We start from the raw sequence: 18,441 nt of genomic DNA, 5'->3' as shown, positions 1-18,441 counted from the left end.
TGCTGTCACCGGAATTTCTCAATATTGTGGCGTGACCATAATCCCGGGAGGCGCAGATAGTTTCCTGAAGGAAAATTTGGCGCCTCAGGCGATCAGCCGCGAGGCAAAATCGGGCAGCAGGCCTGCATCGCCGGCCAGACGGAAATCGGCGCCCGCAAGGCCCGACCGCACGAGCCAGTCGTCGAATTCCGGGGCACGGCGCAGACCGAAGACGTCTCGGACATAGAGCGCGTCGTGAAAGGACGTCGACTGGTAGTTCAGCATGACGTCGTCGGCACCAGGGATGCCCATGATGAAGGTGACGCCGGCGGCGGCGAGCAGCGTCAGCAGATTGTCCATGTCGTCCTGGTCCGCCTCGGCGTGATTGGTGTAGCAGATGTCGATTCCGAGCGGCAGGCCGAGCAATTTGCCGCAGAAATGGTCCTCCAGCCCGGCACGGATGATTTCCTTGCCGTCATAGAGATATTCCGGGCCGATGAAGCCGACCACGCTGTTGACCAGCAGCGGGGCAAAGGCGCGGGCGACCGCATAGGCGCGCGCCTCGCAGGTCTGCTGGTCGACGCCGTGATGGGCGCCCGCCGACAGCGCCGAGCCCTGGCCGGTCTCGAAATACATCAGGCTCTGCCCGACGGTGCCGCGCCGCTGCGACAACCCGGCCTCCTGTGCCTCCTTCAGGAGCGCCAGGTCGACGCCGAAACTGCGGTTGGCGGCCTCGGTGCCGGCGACCGACTGGAAGACCAGATCGACCGGCACGCCCTGCCCGATCAGCGACAGCGTCGTCGTGACATGGGTCAGCACGCAGCCTTGCGTCGGGATCTTCAGCCGCGTGATGATCTCGTCGAGCAACCGCAACAATTGCGCGATGACGGCCGGATCGTCACTGGCCGGGTTGATGCCGATGCAGGCATCGCCGGCGCCCAGCAGGATGCCATCGAGGATCGAGGCGGTGATGCCCCTGGCATCGTCGAACGGATGGTTGGGCTGCAGCCGCGTGCTCATCCGCCCCTTCAGGCCGATGGTGTTGCGGAAGGCTGTGACGACCTCGCATTTCCGCGCCGCCAGGATCAGATCCTGGTTGCGCATCAGCTTCGACACCGCGGCCGCCATCTCCGGCGTAATGCCGCCCGCCAGCTTGCGCAGGACCTCCGGCGTGGCGGCATCGGACAGCAGCCAGTCGCGGAAGCCGCCGACCGTCAGGGATGCCACCGGCGCGAAGGCCTTGGCGTCGTGGCTGTCGATGACGAGGCGGGTGACCTCGTCGGCCTCATAGGGGATCATGGCTTCCTGCAGGAACTGGCCGAGCGGAACGTCGGCCAGCGCCATCCGCGCCGCAATCATCTGCTCGGCGGTGTCGGCGGCGATCCCGGCCAGCCGGTCGCCGGAGCGCGGCGGTGTCGCCTTGGCAAGGAGATCGCGCAGGTCCGGGAAGGTGTGGGTCGTGGCGTCGATGGTGTGGCGGTAGACCAAGGGCCTCTCCGGGGTGCGTCGGCCGGTGGCCGAGTCCAAAGCGATCTGAAGGCGATCCCGATCTCAGGAATACGCGCTTGGCGGCCGGCATGCACGCCAACCTTTTGGGGCACCCCCGCGAATTGACGGAGCGATTTTCCGGAAACCGATCAAACACAGGCAACCAGCTGAAATCCTTTGTCATTCCGCCAAACCGGCGTCCCTCCCCGCCGCTCCCGCGTTAACGCCGCGTCCATCTTCGTTCTGCATAGTTTTGCATTAAATTCGAACGACCCCCGCTCACCGGCCGCTTCAGGCCATTCCGGGCCCCTGAACATCATGACATCAGACCGATCTGGGAATGCCGCCAAGCTGGCCGGCCGTTTCACGCTTGCCGCCAAGCTCTATGCGATCTTCGCGCTGTTCGCGCTGCTCACGGCGGCGATGGCGATGCTGTCCGACTACAACAGCCGCCGCGGCGCCGACCTGACCAGCGCGATCGAGACGGCGAACGCCGCCGCGCTGAACGTCGAGCGCGTCAACTCGCTGGTCTATGCGGTGGTCATGGAATCCCGCGGCGTCTACATGTCGACCGAGCCCGCCGTGGTGAAGAAATACGGCGAGGGCCTGCTCAAGTTCAACGCGCAGATCCTGGACGTCGTGAAGCGCTGGGAGACCATCGTCAAGGCCGACGATGCCGAGCAGTTCGCCACCTTCAAGAAGCGCATCGAGCAGTTCGTCGAGTTCCGCAAGGAGCTGGTGCGACGCGGCGTCGAGATCAACGCGGCCGCGGGCCGGGAATGGGGCGACAACGATGCCAACCGCGCGGTGCGCTCGGCGCTGAACAAGGACCTCGAGGCGCTGTCCAAGGTCTATGCCGGACGCGCCAAGCAGATCGCGCGCGAGACGGAGACCAATCGCACCCTGTCCTTCGTGCTGACCTGCCTCGGCGGCGTGGCGCTGGCCCTGGTCGTGATCGGCATCATCATCATCGCCCGCTCGGTCGCCCGCCCGCTCGCCACGATCACCGCAACCATCAAGCAGGTCGCCGACGGCGCCGAGAATGTCGTGGTGCCGCACTCCGACCGCGCCGACGAGATCGGCGCGCTCGCGCGCGCGATCCAGGTGTTCCAGGAGGCGATGGGCCGCAACCGCAACCTCGCCTCCGAGGTCTCGCAGGGCTCCGCCGCGCGCGAGGAGCGCGCCCGCCACATCGAGCAATCCGTCGAGGAATTTCGCGGGGCGATCGGCGCGGTCATGCGCGGCCTCAGCGACAACGCCTCCACCATGCGCAAGACCGCGCAGACCATCACCCGCGTCACCGCGGACGCCTCCAGCCGTGCCGGCACGGCGGCGAACGCCACCGAGCAGGCCTCGCACAACGTCACGGCGGTGGCAGGCGCGGCCGAGGAGCTGTCGGCCTCGGTGGTGGAGATCGGCCGCCAGGTGCGGCAGAGCGCCGGCGCGGTCGAGCAGACCGGCCAGCGCACCGAGAAGTCGATCTCCGAGATCGAGAGCCTTGCCGCAGCCACGCAGCGCATCGACGGCGTGCTGAACCTGATCCAGGCCATCGCCGAGCAGACCAATCTGCTGGCGCTCAACGCCACCATCGAAGCCGCGCGCGCCGGCGAAGCCGGTCGCGGCTTTGCCGTGGTCGCCCACGAAGTGAAGGCGCTCGCGGGCCAGACCGCCAAGGCCACCGCGGAGATCAGCGAGAACGTCGCGATGATTCAGGCCTCGACCCGCAACGCGGTCGATGCCGTGCGCGAGATCGGCGGCGCGGTGCGCGAGATCAACGAGGTCACCTCCGCGATCGCCGGCGCCATCGGCCAGCAGGACGCCGCCACGCGCGAGATCTCGTCCAACGCGCAAAGTGCAGCGCAAGGCAACGAGACGCTGGTCGCCAACATCACCTCGCTGCGCGATGCCATCGGCGAGACCGATACGGCAGCCTCCTCCGTGCTGACCGCGGCGGGGAGCCTGACCGAAACCGCGGACACGCTGTCGCGGGAAGTGGAGAAGTTCTTCCAGAACTTGCGGTCGGGAGCCGCAGACGGCCGTATCGCCAAGGCGGGATGATCAAGGCGGGATGACCGCGCGTCCGCCACGTCGAACACCATCGCCGAAAACGGCCAACCAGCTCGCCGTCACTTGCCGTCGAGGAAAGCGCGCACCTTGCTCACGGTCTGCGCCGGCTGCTCTTCCATGATCCAATGTCCGGAGCCGGTGATGATGCCGCCATCGACTTTGGTGCCGACCTCGCGCATGATCGCGACCTGCTGATCGCCAAAGGACTTTTCGGCGCCGAGGGCGAGGATCGGCATGTTCAACTTGTTCGCGGCGAAAACCTTGTTGTCCTTGGCGTCCTGCCCGAACGCCGCGAACTGCTCGAAGGCGTAATGCATGTTGCCAGGCCGTGCGTAGAGCTTCGCATAATGGTTGCGCGTCGCCTCGTCGATGGCCTTGGGATCGGCCGACAGGTCGTTGTAGAACCGGTCGAGATAGATGCGCTCGCGGCCCTTGACCAGGCGATCGACGTCGGGGCCGCGGAAGTTGAAATGCCACAGCATGGGGCTTTTCAGGATTTCGTCCCAGGGACCGATGCCCGGCAGCGGCGCGTCGATGACGACCCATTTGGTGATGCGATCGGGATATTGCGCCGCGAGCGCATAGCCCACCATGTTGCCGATGTCGTGCGTCACCAGATCGGCCTTCTGGACGTTGAGCTTGTCCATGACCATGGCGATGTCGACGCCCTGGTTTTTCTTGTCGTAGTCCCCCGCGGGTTGCGACGAAAGCCCCATCCCGCGCAGGTCGGGAACGATCACGGTGTGGTCCTTGTAGAGCGCCTTGGCGAGCGGCGCCCACATGTCGCCGGTATCGCCGAAGCCATGCAGGAGCACGACTGCCGGTCCCTTTCCGCCGACGCGGACATGCAGGGTGACACCATTGACCGAAATGCGTTCGATCCTGAAAGCCGCGGGAAAGGGCTCGACGGCTGCAAGAGCCGATGGGCCGCTACAGATCATCAACAAGGTCAGGAGAGAGACAAGAACGGCCGCGATGGATCGCGCGCCGGACGACCGGCCGGCTGGGGCAGAACTGTGCATTGTCGAGTTGCTCGCTGATATGCCGAGCGCAACAACGTCGGCAGTGCCTGCATCACATTAGTCGCCCCACCATAAAGCACCATGCTACCTTTGCACAACTGCTCCTGAGGCTCAGCTCGCCAGCTTCTTCTCTTTTGCGAATGGGCTGAGGCACTCCGCCTCATTCGTGAGGCGGCGGCGTCTGGTTGAGGAGCTGCGACACGGCTGTCACGACTTGCGCTGGTGCGAATGGCTTTTGCAAAAGCATGCTGTTCGGCACACCTTGCGAAGGCCAATGATCGGCACCTGCTCCGGTCATGTAGATCACCGGCATATCGGGATTGAGCTCTCTGGCGCGTTTCGCAACGTCCCATCCCGTGAGCGCGCCTTGAAGATGAATGTCCGTGACCAGCGCACGGTAATTGTTCTCGTCGCCTTGGAGCAGGGTCACAGCCTCTTCCCCCGATGAGGCAACCTCGCTTTCAAAGCCACCCTCGGAAAGCGCGCCCTGAACCAAATCTTGAATGAGGAAGTCGTCCTCAACGACGAGAATTACCAAGACAGGACCCTGCACGCTTCAACCCTCCAGCCGCCACCACGCGGGCGTTAAGTCCAAAAGTGAACATTTGTTCCCGTGAGGCAAGGCATTATTGGTTAGCCCGAACCAGTTCGCCGCAACCGCAGTGGCAGCTTGGCAGCCCTTTCAATCACGAGATGAACGACGCGGCGCTTCACGCGCGGCGCGCAATGCAGCCTCGACCCGCCGGCGCGCGCCGTGCATTGCATTCACATCCAAGCGCGGACGGTGGACGCTGACGTCCCTAGCCCATCACCCCGCCGCGCTTGATCAGCTCCTTCCCCACCGCCGCCAGATGAACCTGGTCCGGTCCGTCGCCGATGCGGATGAAACGTGCGTAGACATAGGCGCGGGCCAGGAACGTATCCTGCGAGACGCCGGCGGCGCCGTGGATCTGGATGGCGCGGTCGATGACGCGGGCGGCCATGCCGGGCACCACGATCTTGGCCGCCGCGATCAGGTCGCGCGCGGCCTTGTTGCCCTCGTGGTCCATCTTGTCGGCGGCCTGAAGCGTGAGCAACCGTGCCTGCGCGATCTCGCAGAAGGAGTTGGCGATGTCCTCGCGCACCGAGCCCTGCTCGGCGAGCGGCTTGCCGAAGGCCACGCGGGAGACGGCGCGCCGGCACATCAATTCGAGCGCGCGCTGGGCGCAGCCGATCAACCGCATGCAATGGTGGATGCGGCCGGGGCCGAGCCTCCCCTGCGCGATCTCGAAGCCGCGTCCCTCGCCGAGCAGGATGTTCTCGACGGGCACGCGGACGTTCTCGTAGACGATCTCGGGATGGCCGCTGGGGGCGTCATCATAGCCATAGGTGAGCATGTCTCTGATGATGCGGACGCCCGGCGTGTTTCTGGGCACCAGGATCATGGATTGCTGGCGGTGGCGGTCGGGATCGTCAGGCGCGGTCTTGCCCATCACGATCAGGATCTCGCAATCCTCGTTCATCGCGCCTGATGTGAACCATTTGCGGCCGTTGATGACGTAGTCGTCCCCGTCGCGCGTGATGGCGCACTGGATGTTGGTGGCATCGCTGGAGGCGACCTGCGGCTCGGTCATCGAGAAGCCGGAGCGGATCCGCCCCTCCAGCAGCGGCTTCAGCCAACGCTCCTGCTGCGCATTGGTGGCGTAGTTGGCGAGCACCTCCATGTTGCCGACGTCGGGCGCGGAGCAGTTGAAGACCTCGGGCGCCCACAGGATGCGGCCCATGATCTCCTTCACGGGGGCATATTCGAGATTGGTCAGACCCGGTCCGTGCTCGCCGGAGAGAAACAGATTCCACAGCCCCTGCTCCCGCGCCAGCCGCTTCAGGTCCTGCAGCACCGGCGGCGTCTTGTAGCGCGAAGCTTCCGGCTTCACCTGCTCGTAATAGAGCTCCTCGACCGGCTCGACATGCGCTTGCATGAAGCGCCGAACGCGCTCCTGCAGCTCCAGCGAACGGGCGGAGTGTTGGAAGTCCATTTTAATCCTCCGCTCGCCGACCATCGCGCCGGTGTCATAGGGTGGGCAAAGCGAAGCGTGCCCACGATCTCTTTCGATCATAATTGATAGGTGGTGGGCACGGCGCAAGGGCGCCTTTGCCCACCCTACGATTCCGAGCTCGCGGAGAGAGCCCACTCACCCGGTTTGCTCGCCCCCTCACGTCCCTTTCAACAGCTCGCTCGCGACCACCCAGTCGTTGCCGTCGAATTGCAGCATGTAACCGTCCTTGATCGGACGGAAATCCTGCGGCGTGGTGTTGAGGGTGATGCCGGGCATCAGCAGCGACAGCGGCACGTTCTTGAGGTTCGCGGCCTGCGCCATGATGTTCTCGCGCGTCAGATTGTCCTTGCACTGCTTGAGCAGCACCACCAGCGCCTCGGCGACGGTGTAGCCGTAGAGGCCGGCAACGTTGTTGACGTCGGCATTGGGCAGGCGCTTCTTCATGAAGTCGATATAGGCCGTCATCGCCGGATCGTTCTTCGGCTGCTCGACGAAGGGCTTGAGGGAGCCGAGCGAGAGCACGCCCTTGCCGGCGTCGAGGCCCGCCGGCACCATCACGGTCGCCTTGTTGGCGCAGCCGCTGGCGAGGAAGCGCGTCGGCTGCCAGCCGACCTCGTGCGCTTTCCGGATCGCCTGCGCGCAGGCGCGCGGCGTCACCGAATAGATCATGAAGACGTCGGCCTTGGTGTTCGCCAGCGTCAGCACCTGGGAATCGACCGTGGGATCGGCGACCTCGAAGCTCGAGGCCATCGCGATCGCCTTGTCGGCGTCGGCGCCGAGCGCTTCCTTGACCCCGCGAAGATATTCCTTGCCGGCGTCATCGTTCTGATAGAGCACCGCGAAGCGCGCATTCGGGTTCTTGGCGCGGGCATAGGCGACGTCGATGGCGGCCTCGCTGGTGTAGTTCGGCGCCCAGGGCAGCGCCATCGACCAGGGCATGTTGGCTGGATCGTTCCACTTCGATGCAGAACTGATCAGGAAGAGCTGCGGCACCTTGTTGCTGTTCAGATATTTTGCGATCGCCGAGCTCGGCGCCGTGCCCATGGTCGCGAAGATGAAGGCGACGCCGTCGCCTTCGACGAGGCGCCGCGCGGCCTCCATCGTCTTCGGCGGCGAGAACGCGTCATCCAGCGAGATCAGATTGAGCTTGCGGCCGTTCACGCCACCCTTCTCGTTGACCTCGTCGAAATAGGCCGCGATCACCTTGCCGGTGATGCTGAGCGGCGAGGCCGGCCCGCTATAGGGCATGGTGTTGCCAATCTTGATCTCGGTATCGCTGACTCCAGGACCGTAGGATTTTTGCGCGGAGACTGGCGTGGACAGGCAGGCGGCAGCGATCGCTGCGGCCAGGGCCAAGGCGGCTTTCATGGTTTCTCCCGGTGATCATCGTCCGCGCGGGGCGACCGCGCGACGTGCTGCTTTTTGTCAGCACGTCAGATCAGCGGAGTTCCGCAAGATGGTCTTGCGTCGAGTTGCTGATGGCCTAGCCGCGCCGCTTTAAGCTGAAGCCCAAGCTGATCCAGCCGGCTCCGGCCATGATCAGGTCGAGGCCGAGGAACAGACCGAGGATGTAGACGCTGTTCACCGGCCAGCGCGCGACGATCAGAAGGCCCAGCAGCAGCGTGATGGCGCCCGACAGTGCCACCCACACCCACGGGCTTTCACGCTTCATGTTGAAGGCGAGAAACAGCCTGACGGCGCCCGACGCGATCAGCGAGGCGCCGAGAAACAGCGTCAGCAGAACGGCGGCGAACAGCGGATTCGCGAAGGTGAGGAATCCCGCGACGACGTAGAGCACGCCGAGCAAGGCCCAGACCAGGAACTTGCCCCAGCTCTTCATCTGGAATGCGCCGATCATTTCGGCGGCGCCGGCGACGATCATCATCGCTCCGACCACGATCACGCTCGCCACCGTCGCCATCACCACGCTGCCGAGCGCAACGAAGCCGGCGATGAGATAGACGAAGCCGAGCGCGACGATCCAGCCCCATTTGGCATGCAAGGCCGCAATGCCGGAGCCGAGGCTGGCATGGTGAGACGTATCCGAAGCACTTGTCATGGCGGCCACTCCTGCATGCGAGACCCGGAACGCAGCCGAGAACAGCATCCGCCGCTCCGGGACGAGCGCCAGCAGAGCAGCACCCGGCGGCGGCAACATTGACGCAAGTCAAGCCCGATCGCGAGCTTACGCCGGCGCGCGCCCCAGCATCGTGACGGCGGCGTCGAAAACGATGGAGATCGCGATAAATTGAAGGCCCCGAACAGGCGAGCGCGCTTGCGGCCTCTCAGCGGGAACGCTCTGCCGCTTCGTACAGGTCCAGAACCGCCTGCGCCCATTCGGCCGGGCGCTCCTGCGGCAAATTATGACCGGCATTTGTGACGACACGCCGCTCGAAGGGGCCCCCGAACTTGCGCGCGTGATGGGCGGTGCCGGGATTGACGCCGTCGCTGTCGCCGTCGATCGCGATGGTCGGAACGCGGATCGGCGGTTGGCTTGCGAGCTTCGCCTCGATTCCCGCATAGGCAGGGTCGCCCTCGACCAGCGCGTAGCGGTGGCGGTAGGAGTGGATCACGACGTCGACGAAGTCAGGATTGTCGAACGACGCCGCGCTCCGTTCGAACGTCGCGTCGTCGAACGCCCATTTCGGCGACCACATCGCCCAGAGCTGGCGGGCAAAGCCGCGCCGGTTGCGCTCCAACGCGCGGCGGCCGCGCTCGTTGTGGAAGAGATATTGATACCAGAGCGCAGCCTCCTCCGGCGGCGAGGCCGGCTCCATGGCGCGGGCGATGTTCTGGATGTTGTAGGAATTGCCGGAGACGAGCCCGACCACGCGCTCCGGATGGAGCACCGAGACCACGCAGGCCGCGCGGCCGCCCCAATCATAGCCGCCGACGACGGCACGCCCGATGCCGAGCGCGTCCATGAAGGCCAGCAGATCGGCCCCGAGCGCCGCCTGCTCGCCGGAGCGCGGCGTGTCGGCGAAGCGAAACCGCGTCGGGCCATAGCCGCGCAGCCAGGGCACCAGAACGCGCGCGCCGGCTCGTGCCATGATCGGCGCGGTCTCCGCATAGGCGTTCACGTCATAGGGAAAGCCGTGCCCCATGATGCAGGGCCAGCCGTCGGGCGCGCCATATTCGCGATAGGAGATGTCGAGGACGTCCGTGGCGATCGTTTTTTCTTGCATGATGATTCACGGAGTTGAAGGGCCGTAGCCCGGATGAGCGCGGCGACATACGGGATTCCTGCACCACCGGCCCCGGACATCGCTTCGCTCATCCGGGCTACGAAGGGACTTACCGCTGCGGTCCCGACAGCGAGATGTCGCGCTCGGCGCGGAACACGTTGCTGTAGAGATTGGCGATCCATTGCCGGCCGATCTCGGTCTTGTTCAGATAGCCGATCTCGGTCTGGATGTGCGGTGCAACGCTATTCCAATAGAACTGTGGATAGCGGTTCACGATGTCGGCCGGCGAATCGTAGCCGAGCTGGCGATTGATGCCTACCTCCTCGAACTCGTAATAGAGCGCGTTGGCCTTGCGCAGATAGTTGGGATCGCCGAGCTGACCGATGAAATCGGCGGCGCGCAGGATCGAGGCTTCGTCGTCGTAGTCCTGGCCCTGCTGCGCGGGAAACCGCGTGCCCTCGATGGCGCGGGCGATGCGTTCAGGATCGAGTCCGGGAATATGCCGCAGCCGCCGCGTCACATACAGCTTCGAGCGATCGACGTGATACATCATCAGGCTCGCGTCCGATGCACCGCGCGGTAGTGAGATCTTGGTGTTGGCCGCGTCGATGACGAAGCCGTCGGAGTCATCCTCCTCGAACAGCCCGCGCACATAGCCGATGTCGTGGGCGAGGCAGGCGATCAGGACATGGACATAATCCGCGGCCGACAGATGCGTGTGAAGACTCCGGCCGCTGAGGATGGAATGACCGGCCAGCGTCACCAGCATCGTGTGCTCGATGTTGTGATAGAGCGCATCGCTGTTGCCGATGCATTCCATCGCGGTCCGGGTCGCGCTCTCGACGATGCTTGCGGAGGTCTCGTCGTACCGGCGACGCATGAACGTACCGAGCAACTTCTCCAGAGATTCGGCTGCCAGCCTCGGTAACGTCATCATGGATGCAATCCCGTCCGCCGCTGGCGTCCCATGCCATCTCCCGACGTCTCATTCTTGTGCTCGACGCAGGGACCAGCATAGCCCATCTTGGGCCGGCTGACCAAATTCCGCATCTAAATTTCGCAAATATGTTACATTGCCGCTGCGCAACATTTCGGTTGCAGTCACGGCTCGCCACACCCTGGAGGCGATCACGCAGGAAGGCCTCGGCCCGACGGCCGCTTCACGGGGCGGACAGGATGTCGGCACCGTCCGCCGAGCGCGACAGACTTCTGGCCAGATAGAACAACTCGACCAGCTTGCCGCGTTTGCCGGCCAGCGAGAAGATGTATTCGGGCGTTTCCGCCTCGATTTCCGCGATCGCCACCTTGGCGATGCGATCGATACGGCTCGAGCCGTGCTCCCAAACGAAGCCGACACCGAGCCGATTGGCGACCGCCTCCAGCATTCCCTCGCGCGTGTTGACGACGATCGCCGGAGTGGCGCGCAGATTGACGGCGCGAAACGCCCTGTCCACGACGCGCTGGGTCGCGGAATCCCGGGTCCGAAACACCAGCGGATATTGCATCAGGCTGAGGGCGGACACGCGGGATTCCCGGCTGAGGTCGTGAAAGGGATGGCAGATCGCAACGACGCGCTGCTGCACGCAGGGCTCGCGACGGAAGCGGTTGTCCTGCGGCACCTCCGGCAGCACGGCGACGTCGACGCGCTGGTCGACCACCGCCGCCATGATCGTCGACCAGCTCCCGATCTCGATGTTGATCCGGATTTTCGGATACAGATTGCGGAACGCCGCGATCAGCGCCATGCCCGGCATGGCGTTGCCGAGCCCGATGCGAATCTCGCCCCCCGTCAGCTCGTCGCGCTGCGCCAGGATGGCCATCGCATCCGCCTCGATCGCCTGCATGCGGCTCGTTGCAGCATAGAGCCTCCTGCACAACGGCGTCGCGATCAGGCTCTGTCCGTGCCGATCGAACAGGGCAACGGCGAACGCGGCCTCGAGGTCGCGCACCAGTTGCGCAACGGCGGGCTGCGACACGCCCAACTTCCTGGCCGCGGCGGCAAAGCTGCCGGTGTCGAACACCGCATTGACCGCCCGGACACGCGACGACGTCAACGCCACGACAACGACTCCACGACCGATATCCCGGCCTCACGGGCCGGCAAAAGCAAAGCCTGGGATCAGCATAGGCAATGCCATTGACTGTTATGTGAATGTCAGATGCCGTCCCTACTCCTCGTGCGCCGCAACAGGCAGCAGGGGACCAGCGCGAATGGCGCAAATCGAGCTTTCCGCAATCCGCAAATCCTTCGACGCGACCGACGTCCTGAAAGGCATCGATTTCCGGATCGAGGACGGCGAGTTCATCTCGCTGGTCGGTCCTTCCGGCTGCGGCAAGTCGACCCTGCTCCGCATCATTGCCGGGCTCGAGCCGCAGAATTCCGGGCAAATCCACATCGACGGCCGCCCCGTAGACGGCATTCGCCCGAGCGCGCGCAATCTGGCAATGGTATTCCAGTCCTATGCGCTCTATCCGCATTTGAGTACCTTCGACAACATTGCGGTGCCGTTGCGGATGCGGCGCCTCTCCGCGATCGAACGGTTGCCGCTGCTCGGCCCGCTGCTGCCGGGCCGGCGCGCCAAGGAACGGGGCATCCGCGCCGACATCGAGACCATCGCCGAGCAGCTCGACATCGCGCCGTTGCTGCGGCGCAAGCCCGGACAATTGTCCGGCGGGCAGCGGCAACGCGTCGCGGTCGGACGCGCCATGGTGCGCGAGCCCGTCGCCTTCCTGTTCGACGAACCGCTCTCCAATCTCGACGCGAAGCTGCGCGTCCACATGCGCGCCGAGCTCGCCGAGCTGCATCGCCGCCTCAAGGCGACGTTCGTCTACGTCACGCACGACCAGGCCGAGGCGATGACCATGTCGAGCCGGATCGCCGTCATGATGGGCGGTGAGCTGATCCAGGCCGGCACGCCCGCGGAGATCTACAACGACCCCGGCGACATCCGTGTCGCCGAGTTCATCGGCAGCCCGAAGATCAACATCCTGCCCGGCCGCATCAGGAAGGACGGCGGAATCGATGTGCTGGGGACTGCCCTGCGACTTGCGTGCGGCGCGACCGCGGGCGAATGCTGCGTCGGCGTGCGCCCGGAGCGGATCGAACTCGGCACGGGGCCGTTCTCCGGTAGCGTCGTCCATCTCGAAAACCTCGGCGCAGAGGCGTTCGTGCACCTTGCGATCGGAGACGCCGGGTTGCGGCTGATCGCACGCCTCGCCGACGTCAGGCACTTGCCCGCGATGGGCAGTCCCGCAGCCTTCGGCTTCGCGCCCGACGCCGTGCGGGTCTTCGATCCGGCCGGAAAGCGCATTCCGCTGAGAGTGGAGCTGTCCGAGCGCATCCGAGAGCCCGCCCATGTCTGACGGCTCGATGACGATCGACGCGGCTGTCGTTCCCGCCCGCGCCGCAAGGCGCAGCCTGCCGGCTCATGGCAGCCGGCGCACATACGCCGCTTACGCCCTGGTGGCGCCGGCCGCCGCACTCATGCTGGTCATGTTGCTCGGTCCGCTCGCCGGCGTGATCGCCCTCTCCTTCACCGACTATCAGCTCGGCGCGCCGCATTTCTCCTGGATCGGACTCACCAACTATCAGGACCTGTTCGCCGACAAGGTGTTCTGGACCGCACTGCGCAACACGCTGACCTATGTCGTGATCGTGGTGCCCGGCGCCGTGATCGCAGGCCTTGCGATCGCGCTTTTGATCCGGAGCGGTACCAGCCTGCGCAGCCTCTACCGGACGATTTATTTTCTGCCGGTCATGGCGACCCTGATCGCCATGGCGGTGGTGTGGGAATTCATGCTGCATCCGCAATTCGGCCTGGTGAACGGGCTGTTGCGCAACGCGGGCCTGCCGGCCTTCGCCTGGCTGCAGGACCGCAGCACCGCCCTTTATGCGCTGTGCGCGATCGGCATCTGGCAGGCTGTCGGCTTCAACATGGTGCTGTTCCTCGCCGGCCTCGTCTCGATCCCCAAGCAGCTGTACGAAGCGGCCGAAATCGACGGTGCGTCGAGCGGCTGGGCTCGCTTCCGCCTCGTGACATGGCCGATGCTCGGTCCGGTCACGACCTTCGTCGTCGTCATCTCCGGCATCCGCTCCTTCCAGGTGTTCGACACCGTGCACGTGCTGACCAAGGGCGGCCCGTCGAAATCCACCGAGGTGCTGATCCACACCATGTACACGGAAGGCTTCGAGTTCTTCCGTTCCGGCTACGCCGCGGCGATCACGGTCGTCTTCCTGGTCTTCGTTCTCGCACTCACGCTGATCAAGTCGAGGCTCGCCGATCGCGGCGTGCATTACACATGAGCAACACACATTCCTCCCCGTTGCAGGCAGGGCAATCGCATATGGATTTCACTGGGATCGCGGGCTTGCTCCGCCTCTCCCGCTTGCGGGAGAGGCCGACGCGCTCGCAGAGCGCGGCGGGTGAGGGTTCTCTCCACCCGGGGACATCCTCCGCAATTCCTGGCAATCCCGATGCGGAGACAGCCCCCACCCCAGCCCTCCCCCGCAAGCGGGAGAGGGAGCCGACTGCCATTGCCGCCGCATCCGGCACACCATATGCGATGGCCCTGCCGTTGCACGCGGTCCTCCGTCACGTACTGCTGATCGCGGGCGCCGCGATCATGCTCGCGCCTTTCATCTGGATGATCTCGACCGCATCCAAGCCGCAGACCGAGGTCTTCTCCAGCGAGTTGCACCTGATCCCGCAACAGTTCGCGCTGTGGGACAATTTGCGCGAGGCGTTCGCCAAGGCCAATCTGCTGCGCTTCCTGCTCAACGGCGTCATCGTCACGGTCTCGATCTTCGTGCTGCAGGTGATGGTGGCGCTGCCGGCGGCCTATGCGCTCGCAAAACTTCGCTTTCTCGGCCGCGAAACGCTGTTCGCGCTGGTGCTGTTCGGGATCCTGATCCCGCCGCAGGCGACCGCGATCCCGGTCTTCCTGCTGCTGCACGAGGTCGGCCTGCTCGACAGCTATGCCGCGCTCGTCCTGCCCTTCACGATCTCGGTCTTCGGCATCTTCCTGATGCGCCAGTTCTTCAAGACCGTGCCGGACGATCTCGTCGATGCGGCCCGCATGGACGGCATCTCCGAATTCGGCATCGTCTGGCGCGTGATGCTGCCGGCCGCGATCCCGGCCGTGACCGCCTTCGGTATCTTCTCGGTGGTTGCGCATTGGAACGACTATTTCTGGCCGTTGATCGTGCTCAACAGCGAGCAGCTGCGTACGCCGCCGCTCGCGGTCGCCCATTTCCGCAACAACGAGGCCGGCACCAGCTACGGCCCGCTGATGGCCGCGGCGATGGTGATCATCGCCCCGCTCGTGATCGCTTTCCTCTTTGCCCAGCGCCGCTTCATCGAGGGCATCACCCTCACCGGGATCAAGTAACCACGTCACCTCAAACAGGAGTCTATCCATGCTGAAGTCCATCATCGCCGCGGCGGCTCTGTCGCTCGCGGCCGGCTCTGCGCTCGCGCAGACCAAGACCGAGATCGTGATGCAGTATCCCTATCCGGAGCTGTTCACCGAGACCCACAAGCGCATCGCCGAGGAGTTCGCCAAGGTGCACCCGGAGATCAAGGTCACCATGCGCGCGCCTTACGAATCCTACGAGGACGCCACCCAGAAGGTGCTGCGCGAAGCCGTCACCAATCAGATGCCCGACGTGTCCTTCCAGGGCCTGAACCGCATCCGCGTCCTGGTCGACAAGAACATCCCGGCCGAGCTCGGCGGCTACATCGGCGCCGAAAAGGATTTCGACAAGCAGGGCTTCCACCAGGCGATGTATGACATCGGCACCGCCGGCGGCAAGGTCTACGCCCTCCCGTTCGCGATCTCGCTGCCGATCGTCTACGTCAATCTCGACCTCGTGAAGCAGGCCGGCGGCGACTTGAACAATTTGCCGAAGAGCTGGGACGAGCTGATCGCGATGGCCAAGAAGGTCAAGGCGCTCGGCAACGACACCAACGGCGTCACCTATGCCTGGGACATCACCGGCAACTGGCTGTGGCAAGCCCCGGTCTTCGCGCGCGGCGGCACCATGCTCAATGCCGACGAGACCAAGGTCGCCTTCGACGGACCGGAAGGCAAGTTCGCCATCAACATGATCGCGCGGCTCGTCAACGAGGGCGGCATGCCCAATCTCGACCAGCCGTCGATGCGTGCGGCGTTCGCGGCCGGCAAGACCGGCTTTCACATCACCTCGACCTCGGACCTCAACAAGGTCACGCAGATGACCGGCGGCAAGTTCGCGTTGAAGACGATTCCATTCCCGGACGTGGCCTCCCCGACCGGCAGGTTGCCGGCCGGCGGCAATGTCGTGCTGATCCTCGCCAAGGACAAGGCCAAGCGCGACGCGGCCTGGGAAGCGGTGAAGTTCTGGACCGGCGCCAAGGGCGCCGCGATCATGGCGGAGACCACCGGCTACATGCCGCCCAACAAGGTCGCCAACGATGTCTATCTGAAGGACTTCTACGTCAAGAACCCCAACAACTACACCGCGGTCGGCCAGCTCCCGCTGCTCACCAAATGGTACGCCTTCCCCGGCGACAACGGCCTGAAGATCACCGACGTGATCAAGGATCACCTCAACTCGATCATCTCGGGCGCCCGCGCCAAGGAGCCCGAAGCCGTTCTCGCCGACATGACGGCGGATGTGCAGAAGCTGCTGCCGAAGACCACCGGCACAGCGCGCTGAGCATCACGACACATTCGCCAAACACGGGGCGCCACCCGGCGCCCCGTGCCGTACGAACGGAGGGAACGATGAAGCTGCTTCATCTGAGCGACATTCACCTGACGACACCAGGATCGACCATCGGCGGCCGCGATCCGCGCGCCAATTTCGAGCGGGCGCTGGCTCATGCCCTGAAGGATCACCACGACGCCGAGTTGATGGTGATCACCGGCGATCTCTCGGATTGGGGCGATGCCGCCGACTATCAATGGCTCAAGCAACGTCTCGACCAATATCCGCTGCCGGTCCGGCTCTGCATCGGCAACCATGATCGGCGTGCCGCCTTCCTGAGCGTCTTCCCCGATCTCGCTGACGACAACGGCTTCGTCCAGGGCGTCCACGACACCGCCGCCGGCCGCTGCCTGTTCCTCGACACCGCGCATCCGGACACGCATGCCGGCCGCTATTGCGACGATCGCCTCGGCTGGCTCGAGGCACGGCTTGCCGAGCATGACGGGCCGTTCCTGCTGTTCATGCACCACAACCCGATGCCGGTGCATCTCGCCCCCTTCGACCAGATCCGCCTGCTCGACGACGCACCGTTCCGGCGTCTCGTCGGCCGCAACCGGTCAAGGATCCGTCACGTCTTCTTCGGGCATTGTCACTTGCCTCTGGCCGGTTCGGTTGCGGGCGTTCCCGTCTCATCGCTGCGCGGCACCAATCATGCGAGCTATCCGCTGTTCTCCGAGACCAGGCTGCTGAGCGCGTCCGACCTGCCGCAATCCTATGGTGTGGTGTTTTTCGGCGAAGACTATGTGACCGTGCATATGGTGGAATACGGCTACGACGGTCCGATCCGCATCGAAGGGTCACCCGACTATCAGGCCTGGGATCGCGAGACCATGGTGCGGTGACCGGCGAGCGCCGACCGTTTGCAGGGCGTGCACTCATAAACCGGCGCTGCACTTTTTGGAGAGTCCGCTCCACTTCCATAGCGGCGCGTTGGCGTCCCTCACCTTAGGTCGGAGATGGGCAGCAGCAGACTTAATGGTCTGCAAACCCTAATCGTCAGAGAGCTGCCAGCTAACAGGTCCTCGTGCTACCTTAGGGCATGTCGCCGTTCAGCATTCGTTCCACCCTTATGCTCGTCCTCATCGTCGGGGGCACGTCCAGCATCTACGTGTTCCTCGGCCTCAACCTGATTATGGTGCTGATAGCGTTGGGCCTTGCCTGCCTTCTGTACGTCCCGTTCGCTAAGCGCTACGGGTGGGGCAATGAAGGGCGTCTCACAAGGCATCTCAGTCGTCCGCCGTTCGAAGACGAAAGCCGCAAAGCCAATTGATTGTGCTGGAATGAACTGGCTTATTGCTCTTGCATTCTTCGGCCTCTGTTGGTGGCGCGCGGCAAAAGCGCGCGAACGAGCTGCCGAATTGGCAGCCACTAAAATTGGCCGCTCACCTCTATATTGGGCGTCGAACGCACTCGTAGCTATTCTATTGGCCCTCGTGCTGTACATTGCCCATATTCACCATCACTCGCCCGTTCCGGCCTTCCTCTGGTTTGTCGCCCTGGCGATCATCGTGGCTTTACTCTTTCTGCGCCGCGCGTTGAAATGGCGCTACCCAGTTTAGGTAGACTACCGCAATTCTGCATTTTGTCATGGCGGACAACACGAGCAACATCCCAACGGGAAGGACCTATCTGGGGTTTGCCCTAGTTTGGACCGTCCTGCTTTTCTTAGTCTATCTGATTTGCATCGCTCGATTTGCTGCCGGTCGTTGGGAGATTGGTCTTCTCACACTATCTCTCGCCGCCTGCGGCTTTATTCGACACAGCGTGCGGCTCGGTAGACGCGCGAAGCGGGGCCTTGTTCGCAGGCGATAATGTCCGTTCAGGGTCCACTTGCAGACCTCGGCGGAACGGCTCCCAAGGTCAGCTACGGGCCGATTTTGTTGCAAAAGTCGGCTGCAATGGATTTGGCCGCTGGG

At 64.4% G+C, this 18,441-nt stretch carries 16 protein-coding genes; 7 read left to right on the top strand and 9 right to left on the bottom strand.

Features of this window, described 5'->3' with window-relative positions; all coding sequences use genetic code 11:
* Positions 1 to 84 precede the first annotated feature (84 nt).
* Positions 85 to 1,467, bottom strand: a complete 1,383-nt coding sequence (locus IVB24_RS16195) for an ethanolamine ammonia-lyase subunit EutB (protein WP_247773704.1) — start codon at positions 1,465 to 1,467, stop codon at positions 85 to 87.
* Positions 1,468 to 1,785: 318 nt separating this feature from the next.
* On the opposite strand from IVB24_RS16195, the gene IVB24_RS16190 reads away from it, so the two are divergent.
* Positions 1,786 to 3,525 (top strand): methyl-accepting chemotaxis protein, encoded by a 1,740-nt coding sequence (locus tag IVB24_RS16190; RefSeq protein ID WP_247773702.1) that lies wholly within the window; start codon positions 1,786 to 1,788, stop codon positions 3,523 to 3,525.
* Positions 3,526 to 3,593: 68 nt separating this feature from the next.
* On the opposite strand, the gene IVB24_RS16185 is transcribed toward IVB24_RS16190, so the two are convergent.
* From IVB24_RS16185 to IVB24_RS16150, 8 genes are all read right to left on the bottom strand, one after another.
* Positions 3,594 to 4,475: an alpha/beta hydrolase gene (locus tag IVB24_RS16185; protein WP_247773700.1), complete on the bottom strand. Its 882-nt coding sequence runs from the start codon at positions 4,473 to 4,475 to the stop codon at positions 3,594 to 3,596.
* Positions 4,476 to 4,716: 241 nt separating this feature from the next.
* Complete coding sequence (locus IVB24_RS16180) at positions 4,717 to 5,094, bottom strand: response regulator (RefSeq protein WP_247773699.1); 378 nt, start codon at positions 5,092 to 5,094, stop codon at positions 4,717 to 4,719.
* Between the two features lie 262 nt (positions 5,095 to 5,356).
* Complete coding sequence (locus IVB24_RS16175) at positions 5,357 to 6,571, bottom strand: acyl-CoA dehydrogenase family protein (RefSeq protein WP_247773697.1); 1,215 nt, start codon at positions 6,569 to 6,571, stop codon at positions 5,357 to 5,359.
* Between the two features lie 177 nt (positions 6,572 to 6,748).
* Positions 6,749 to 7,960: an ABC transporter substrate-binding protein gene (locus IVB24_RS16170; RefSeq protein ID WP_166474570.1), complete on the bottom strand. Its 1,212-nt coding sequence runs from the start codon at positions 7,958 to 7,960 to the stop codon at positions 6,749 to 6,751.
* A 115-nt stretch (positions 7,961 to 8,075) separates the two neighbouring features.
* Positions 8,076 to 8,651 carry an HdeD family acid-resistance protein gene (locus IVB24_RS16165; protein ID WP_094975825.1) on the bottom strand — a complete coding sequence of 192 codons (576 nt, stop codon included), beginning with the start codon at positions 8,649 to 8,651 and terminating at the stop codon, positions 8,076 to 8,078.
* A gap of 226 nt (positions 8,652 to 8,877) precedes the next feature.
* Positions 8,878 to 9,777 carry an alpha/beta hydrolase gene (locus IVB24_RS16160; protein ID WP_247773695.1) on the bottom strand — a complete coding sequence of 300 codons (900 nt, stop codon included), beginning with the start codon at positions 9,775 to 9,777 and terminating at the stop codon, positions 8,878 to 8,880.
* A gap of 109 nt (positions 9,778 to 9,886) precedes the next feature.
* The gene (locus IVB24_RS16155; RefSeq protein ID WP_247773693.1) at positions 9,887 to 10,714 is read right to left on the bottom strand and encodes a metal-dependent phosphohydrolase; all 828 of its coding nucleotides are present in this window, start codon (positions 10,712 to 10,714) and stop codon (positions 9,887 to 9,889) included.
* A 223-nt stretch (positions 10,715 to 10,937) separates the two neighbouring features.
* A complete protein-coding gene (locus IVB24_RS16150) occupies positions 10,938 to 11,837 on the bottom strand; it encodes a LysR family transcriptional regulator (protein WP_166466439.1) in 900 nt (299 codons plus the stop codon).
* 151 nt (positions 11,838 to 11,988) lie between these two features.
* Here IVB24_RS16150 and IVB24_RS16145 point away from each other — a divergent pair, with 151 nt between their 5' ends.
* The 6 genes from IVB24_RS16145 to IVB24_RS16120 all read left to right on the top strand — a co-directional run bounded on the left by IVB24_RS16145 (position 11,989) and on the right by IVB24_RS16120 (position 18,084).
* On the top strand, positions 11,989 to 13,140 hold the full coding sequence (locus IVB24_RS16145; protein ID WP_247773692.1) for an ABC transporter ATP-binding protein: 1,152 nt from the start codon (positions 11,989 to 11,991) through the stop codon (positions 13,138 to 13,140).
* A complete protein-coding gene (locus IVB24_RS16140) occupies positions 13,133 to 14,080 on the top strand; it encodes a sugar ABC transporter permease (protein ID WP_247773691.1) in 948 nt (315 codons plus the stop codon). Before IVB24_RS16145 ends, IVB24_RS16140 begins: the two co-directional genes overlap by 8 nt.
* Before the next feature lie 260 nt (positions 14,081 to 14,340).
* A complete protein-coding gene (locus IVB24_RS16135) occupies positions 14,341 to 15,165 on the top strand; it encodes a carbohydrate ABC transporter permease (protein ID WP_166466442.1) in 825 nt (274 codons plus the stop codon).
* 28 nt (positions 15,166 to 15,193) lie between these two features.
* A complete protein-coding gene (locus IVB24_RS16130) occupies positions 15,194 to 16,474 on the top strand; it encodes an ABC transporter substrate-binding protein (RefSeq protein WP_247773689.1) in 1,281 nt (426 codons plus the stop codon).
* A gap of 68 nt (positions 16,475 to 16,542) precedes the next feature.
* Entirely contained in the window at positions 16,543 to 17,367 is an 825-nt protein-coding gene (locus IVB24_RS16125) for a phosphodiesterase (protein ID WP_247773687.1), read from the top strand.
* A 360-nt stretch (positions 17,368 to 17,727) separates the two neighbouring features.
* A complete protein-coding gene (locus tag IVB24_RS16120) occupies positions 17,728 to 18,084 on the top strand; it encodes a hypothetical protein (RefSeq protein WP_247773686.1) in 357 nt (118 codons plus the stop codon).
* Positions 18,085 to 18,441: the final 357 nt, after the last annotated feature.

It is taken from the genome of Bradyrhizobium sp. 192, assembly GCF_023100965.1.
In the GTDB taxonomy this organism is placed as follows: Bacteria; Pseudomonadota; Alphaproteobacteria; order Rhizobiales; family Xanthobacteraceae; genus Bradyrhizobium; species Bradyrhizobium symbiodeficiens.
Note: the sequence above shows the minus strand (reverse complement) of the source record. Positions and strands in the feature narration are given on the sequence as shown.

Coding starts and splice junctions, on each gene's coding strand:
- IVB24_RS16190 (WP_247773702.1), top strand. CDS start 1,786: ATGACATCAGACCGATCTGGGAATGCCGCCAAGCTGGCCGGCCGTTTC.
- IVB24_RS16120 (WP_247773686.1), top strand. CDS start 17,728: ATGAAGGGCGTCTCACAAGGCATCTCAGTCGTCCGCCGTTCGAAGACG.
- IVB24_RS16140 (WP_247773691.1), top strand. CDS start 13,133: ATGTCTGACGGCTCGATGACGATCGACGCGGCTGTCGTTCCCGCCCGC.
- IVB24_RS16125 (WP_247773687.1), top strand. CDS start 16,543: ATGAAGCTGCTTCATCTGAGCGACATTCACCTGACGACACCAGGATCG.
- IVB24_RS16165 (WP_094975825.1), bottom strand. CDS start 8,651: ATGACAAGTGCTTCGGATACGTCTCACCATGCCAGCCTCGGCTCCGGC.
- IVB24_RS16170 (WP_166474570.1), bottom strand. CDS start 7,960: ATGAAAGCCGCCTTGGCCCTGGCCGCAGCGATCGCTGCCGCCTGCCTG.
- IVB24_RS16160 (WP_247773695.1), bottom strand. CDS start 9,777: ATGCAAGAAAAAACGATCGCCACGGACGTCCTCGACATCTCCTATCGC.
- IVB24_RS16155 (WP_247773693.1), bottom strand. CDS start 10,714: ATGATGACGTTACCGAGGCTGGCAGCCGAATCTCTGGAGAAGTTGCTC.
- IVB24_RS16175 (WP_247773697.1), bottom strand. CDS start 6,571: ATGGACTTCCAACACTCCGCCCGTTCGCTGGAGCTGCAGGAGCGCGTT.
- IVB24_RS16130 (WP_247773689.1), top strand. CDS start 15,194: ATGCTGAAGTCCATCATCGCCGCGGCGGCTCTGTCGCTCGCGGCCGGC.
- IVB24_RS16185 (WP_247773700.1), bottom strand. CDS start 4,475: ATGATCTGTAGCGGCCCATCGGCTCTTGCAGCCGTCGAGCCCTTTCCC.
- IVB24_RS16145 (WP_247773692.1), top strand. CDS start 11,989: ATGGCGCAAATCGAGCTTTCCGCAATCCGCAAATCCTTCGACGCGACC.
- IVB24_RS16135 (WP_166466442.1), top strand. CDS start 14,341: ATGGCCCTGCCGTTGCACGCGGTCCTCCGTCACGTACTGCTGATCGCG.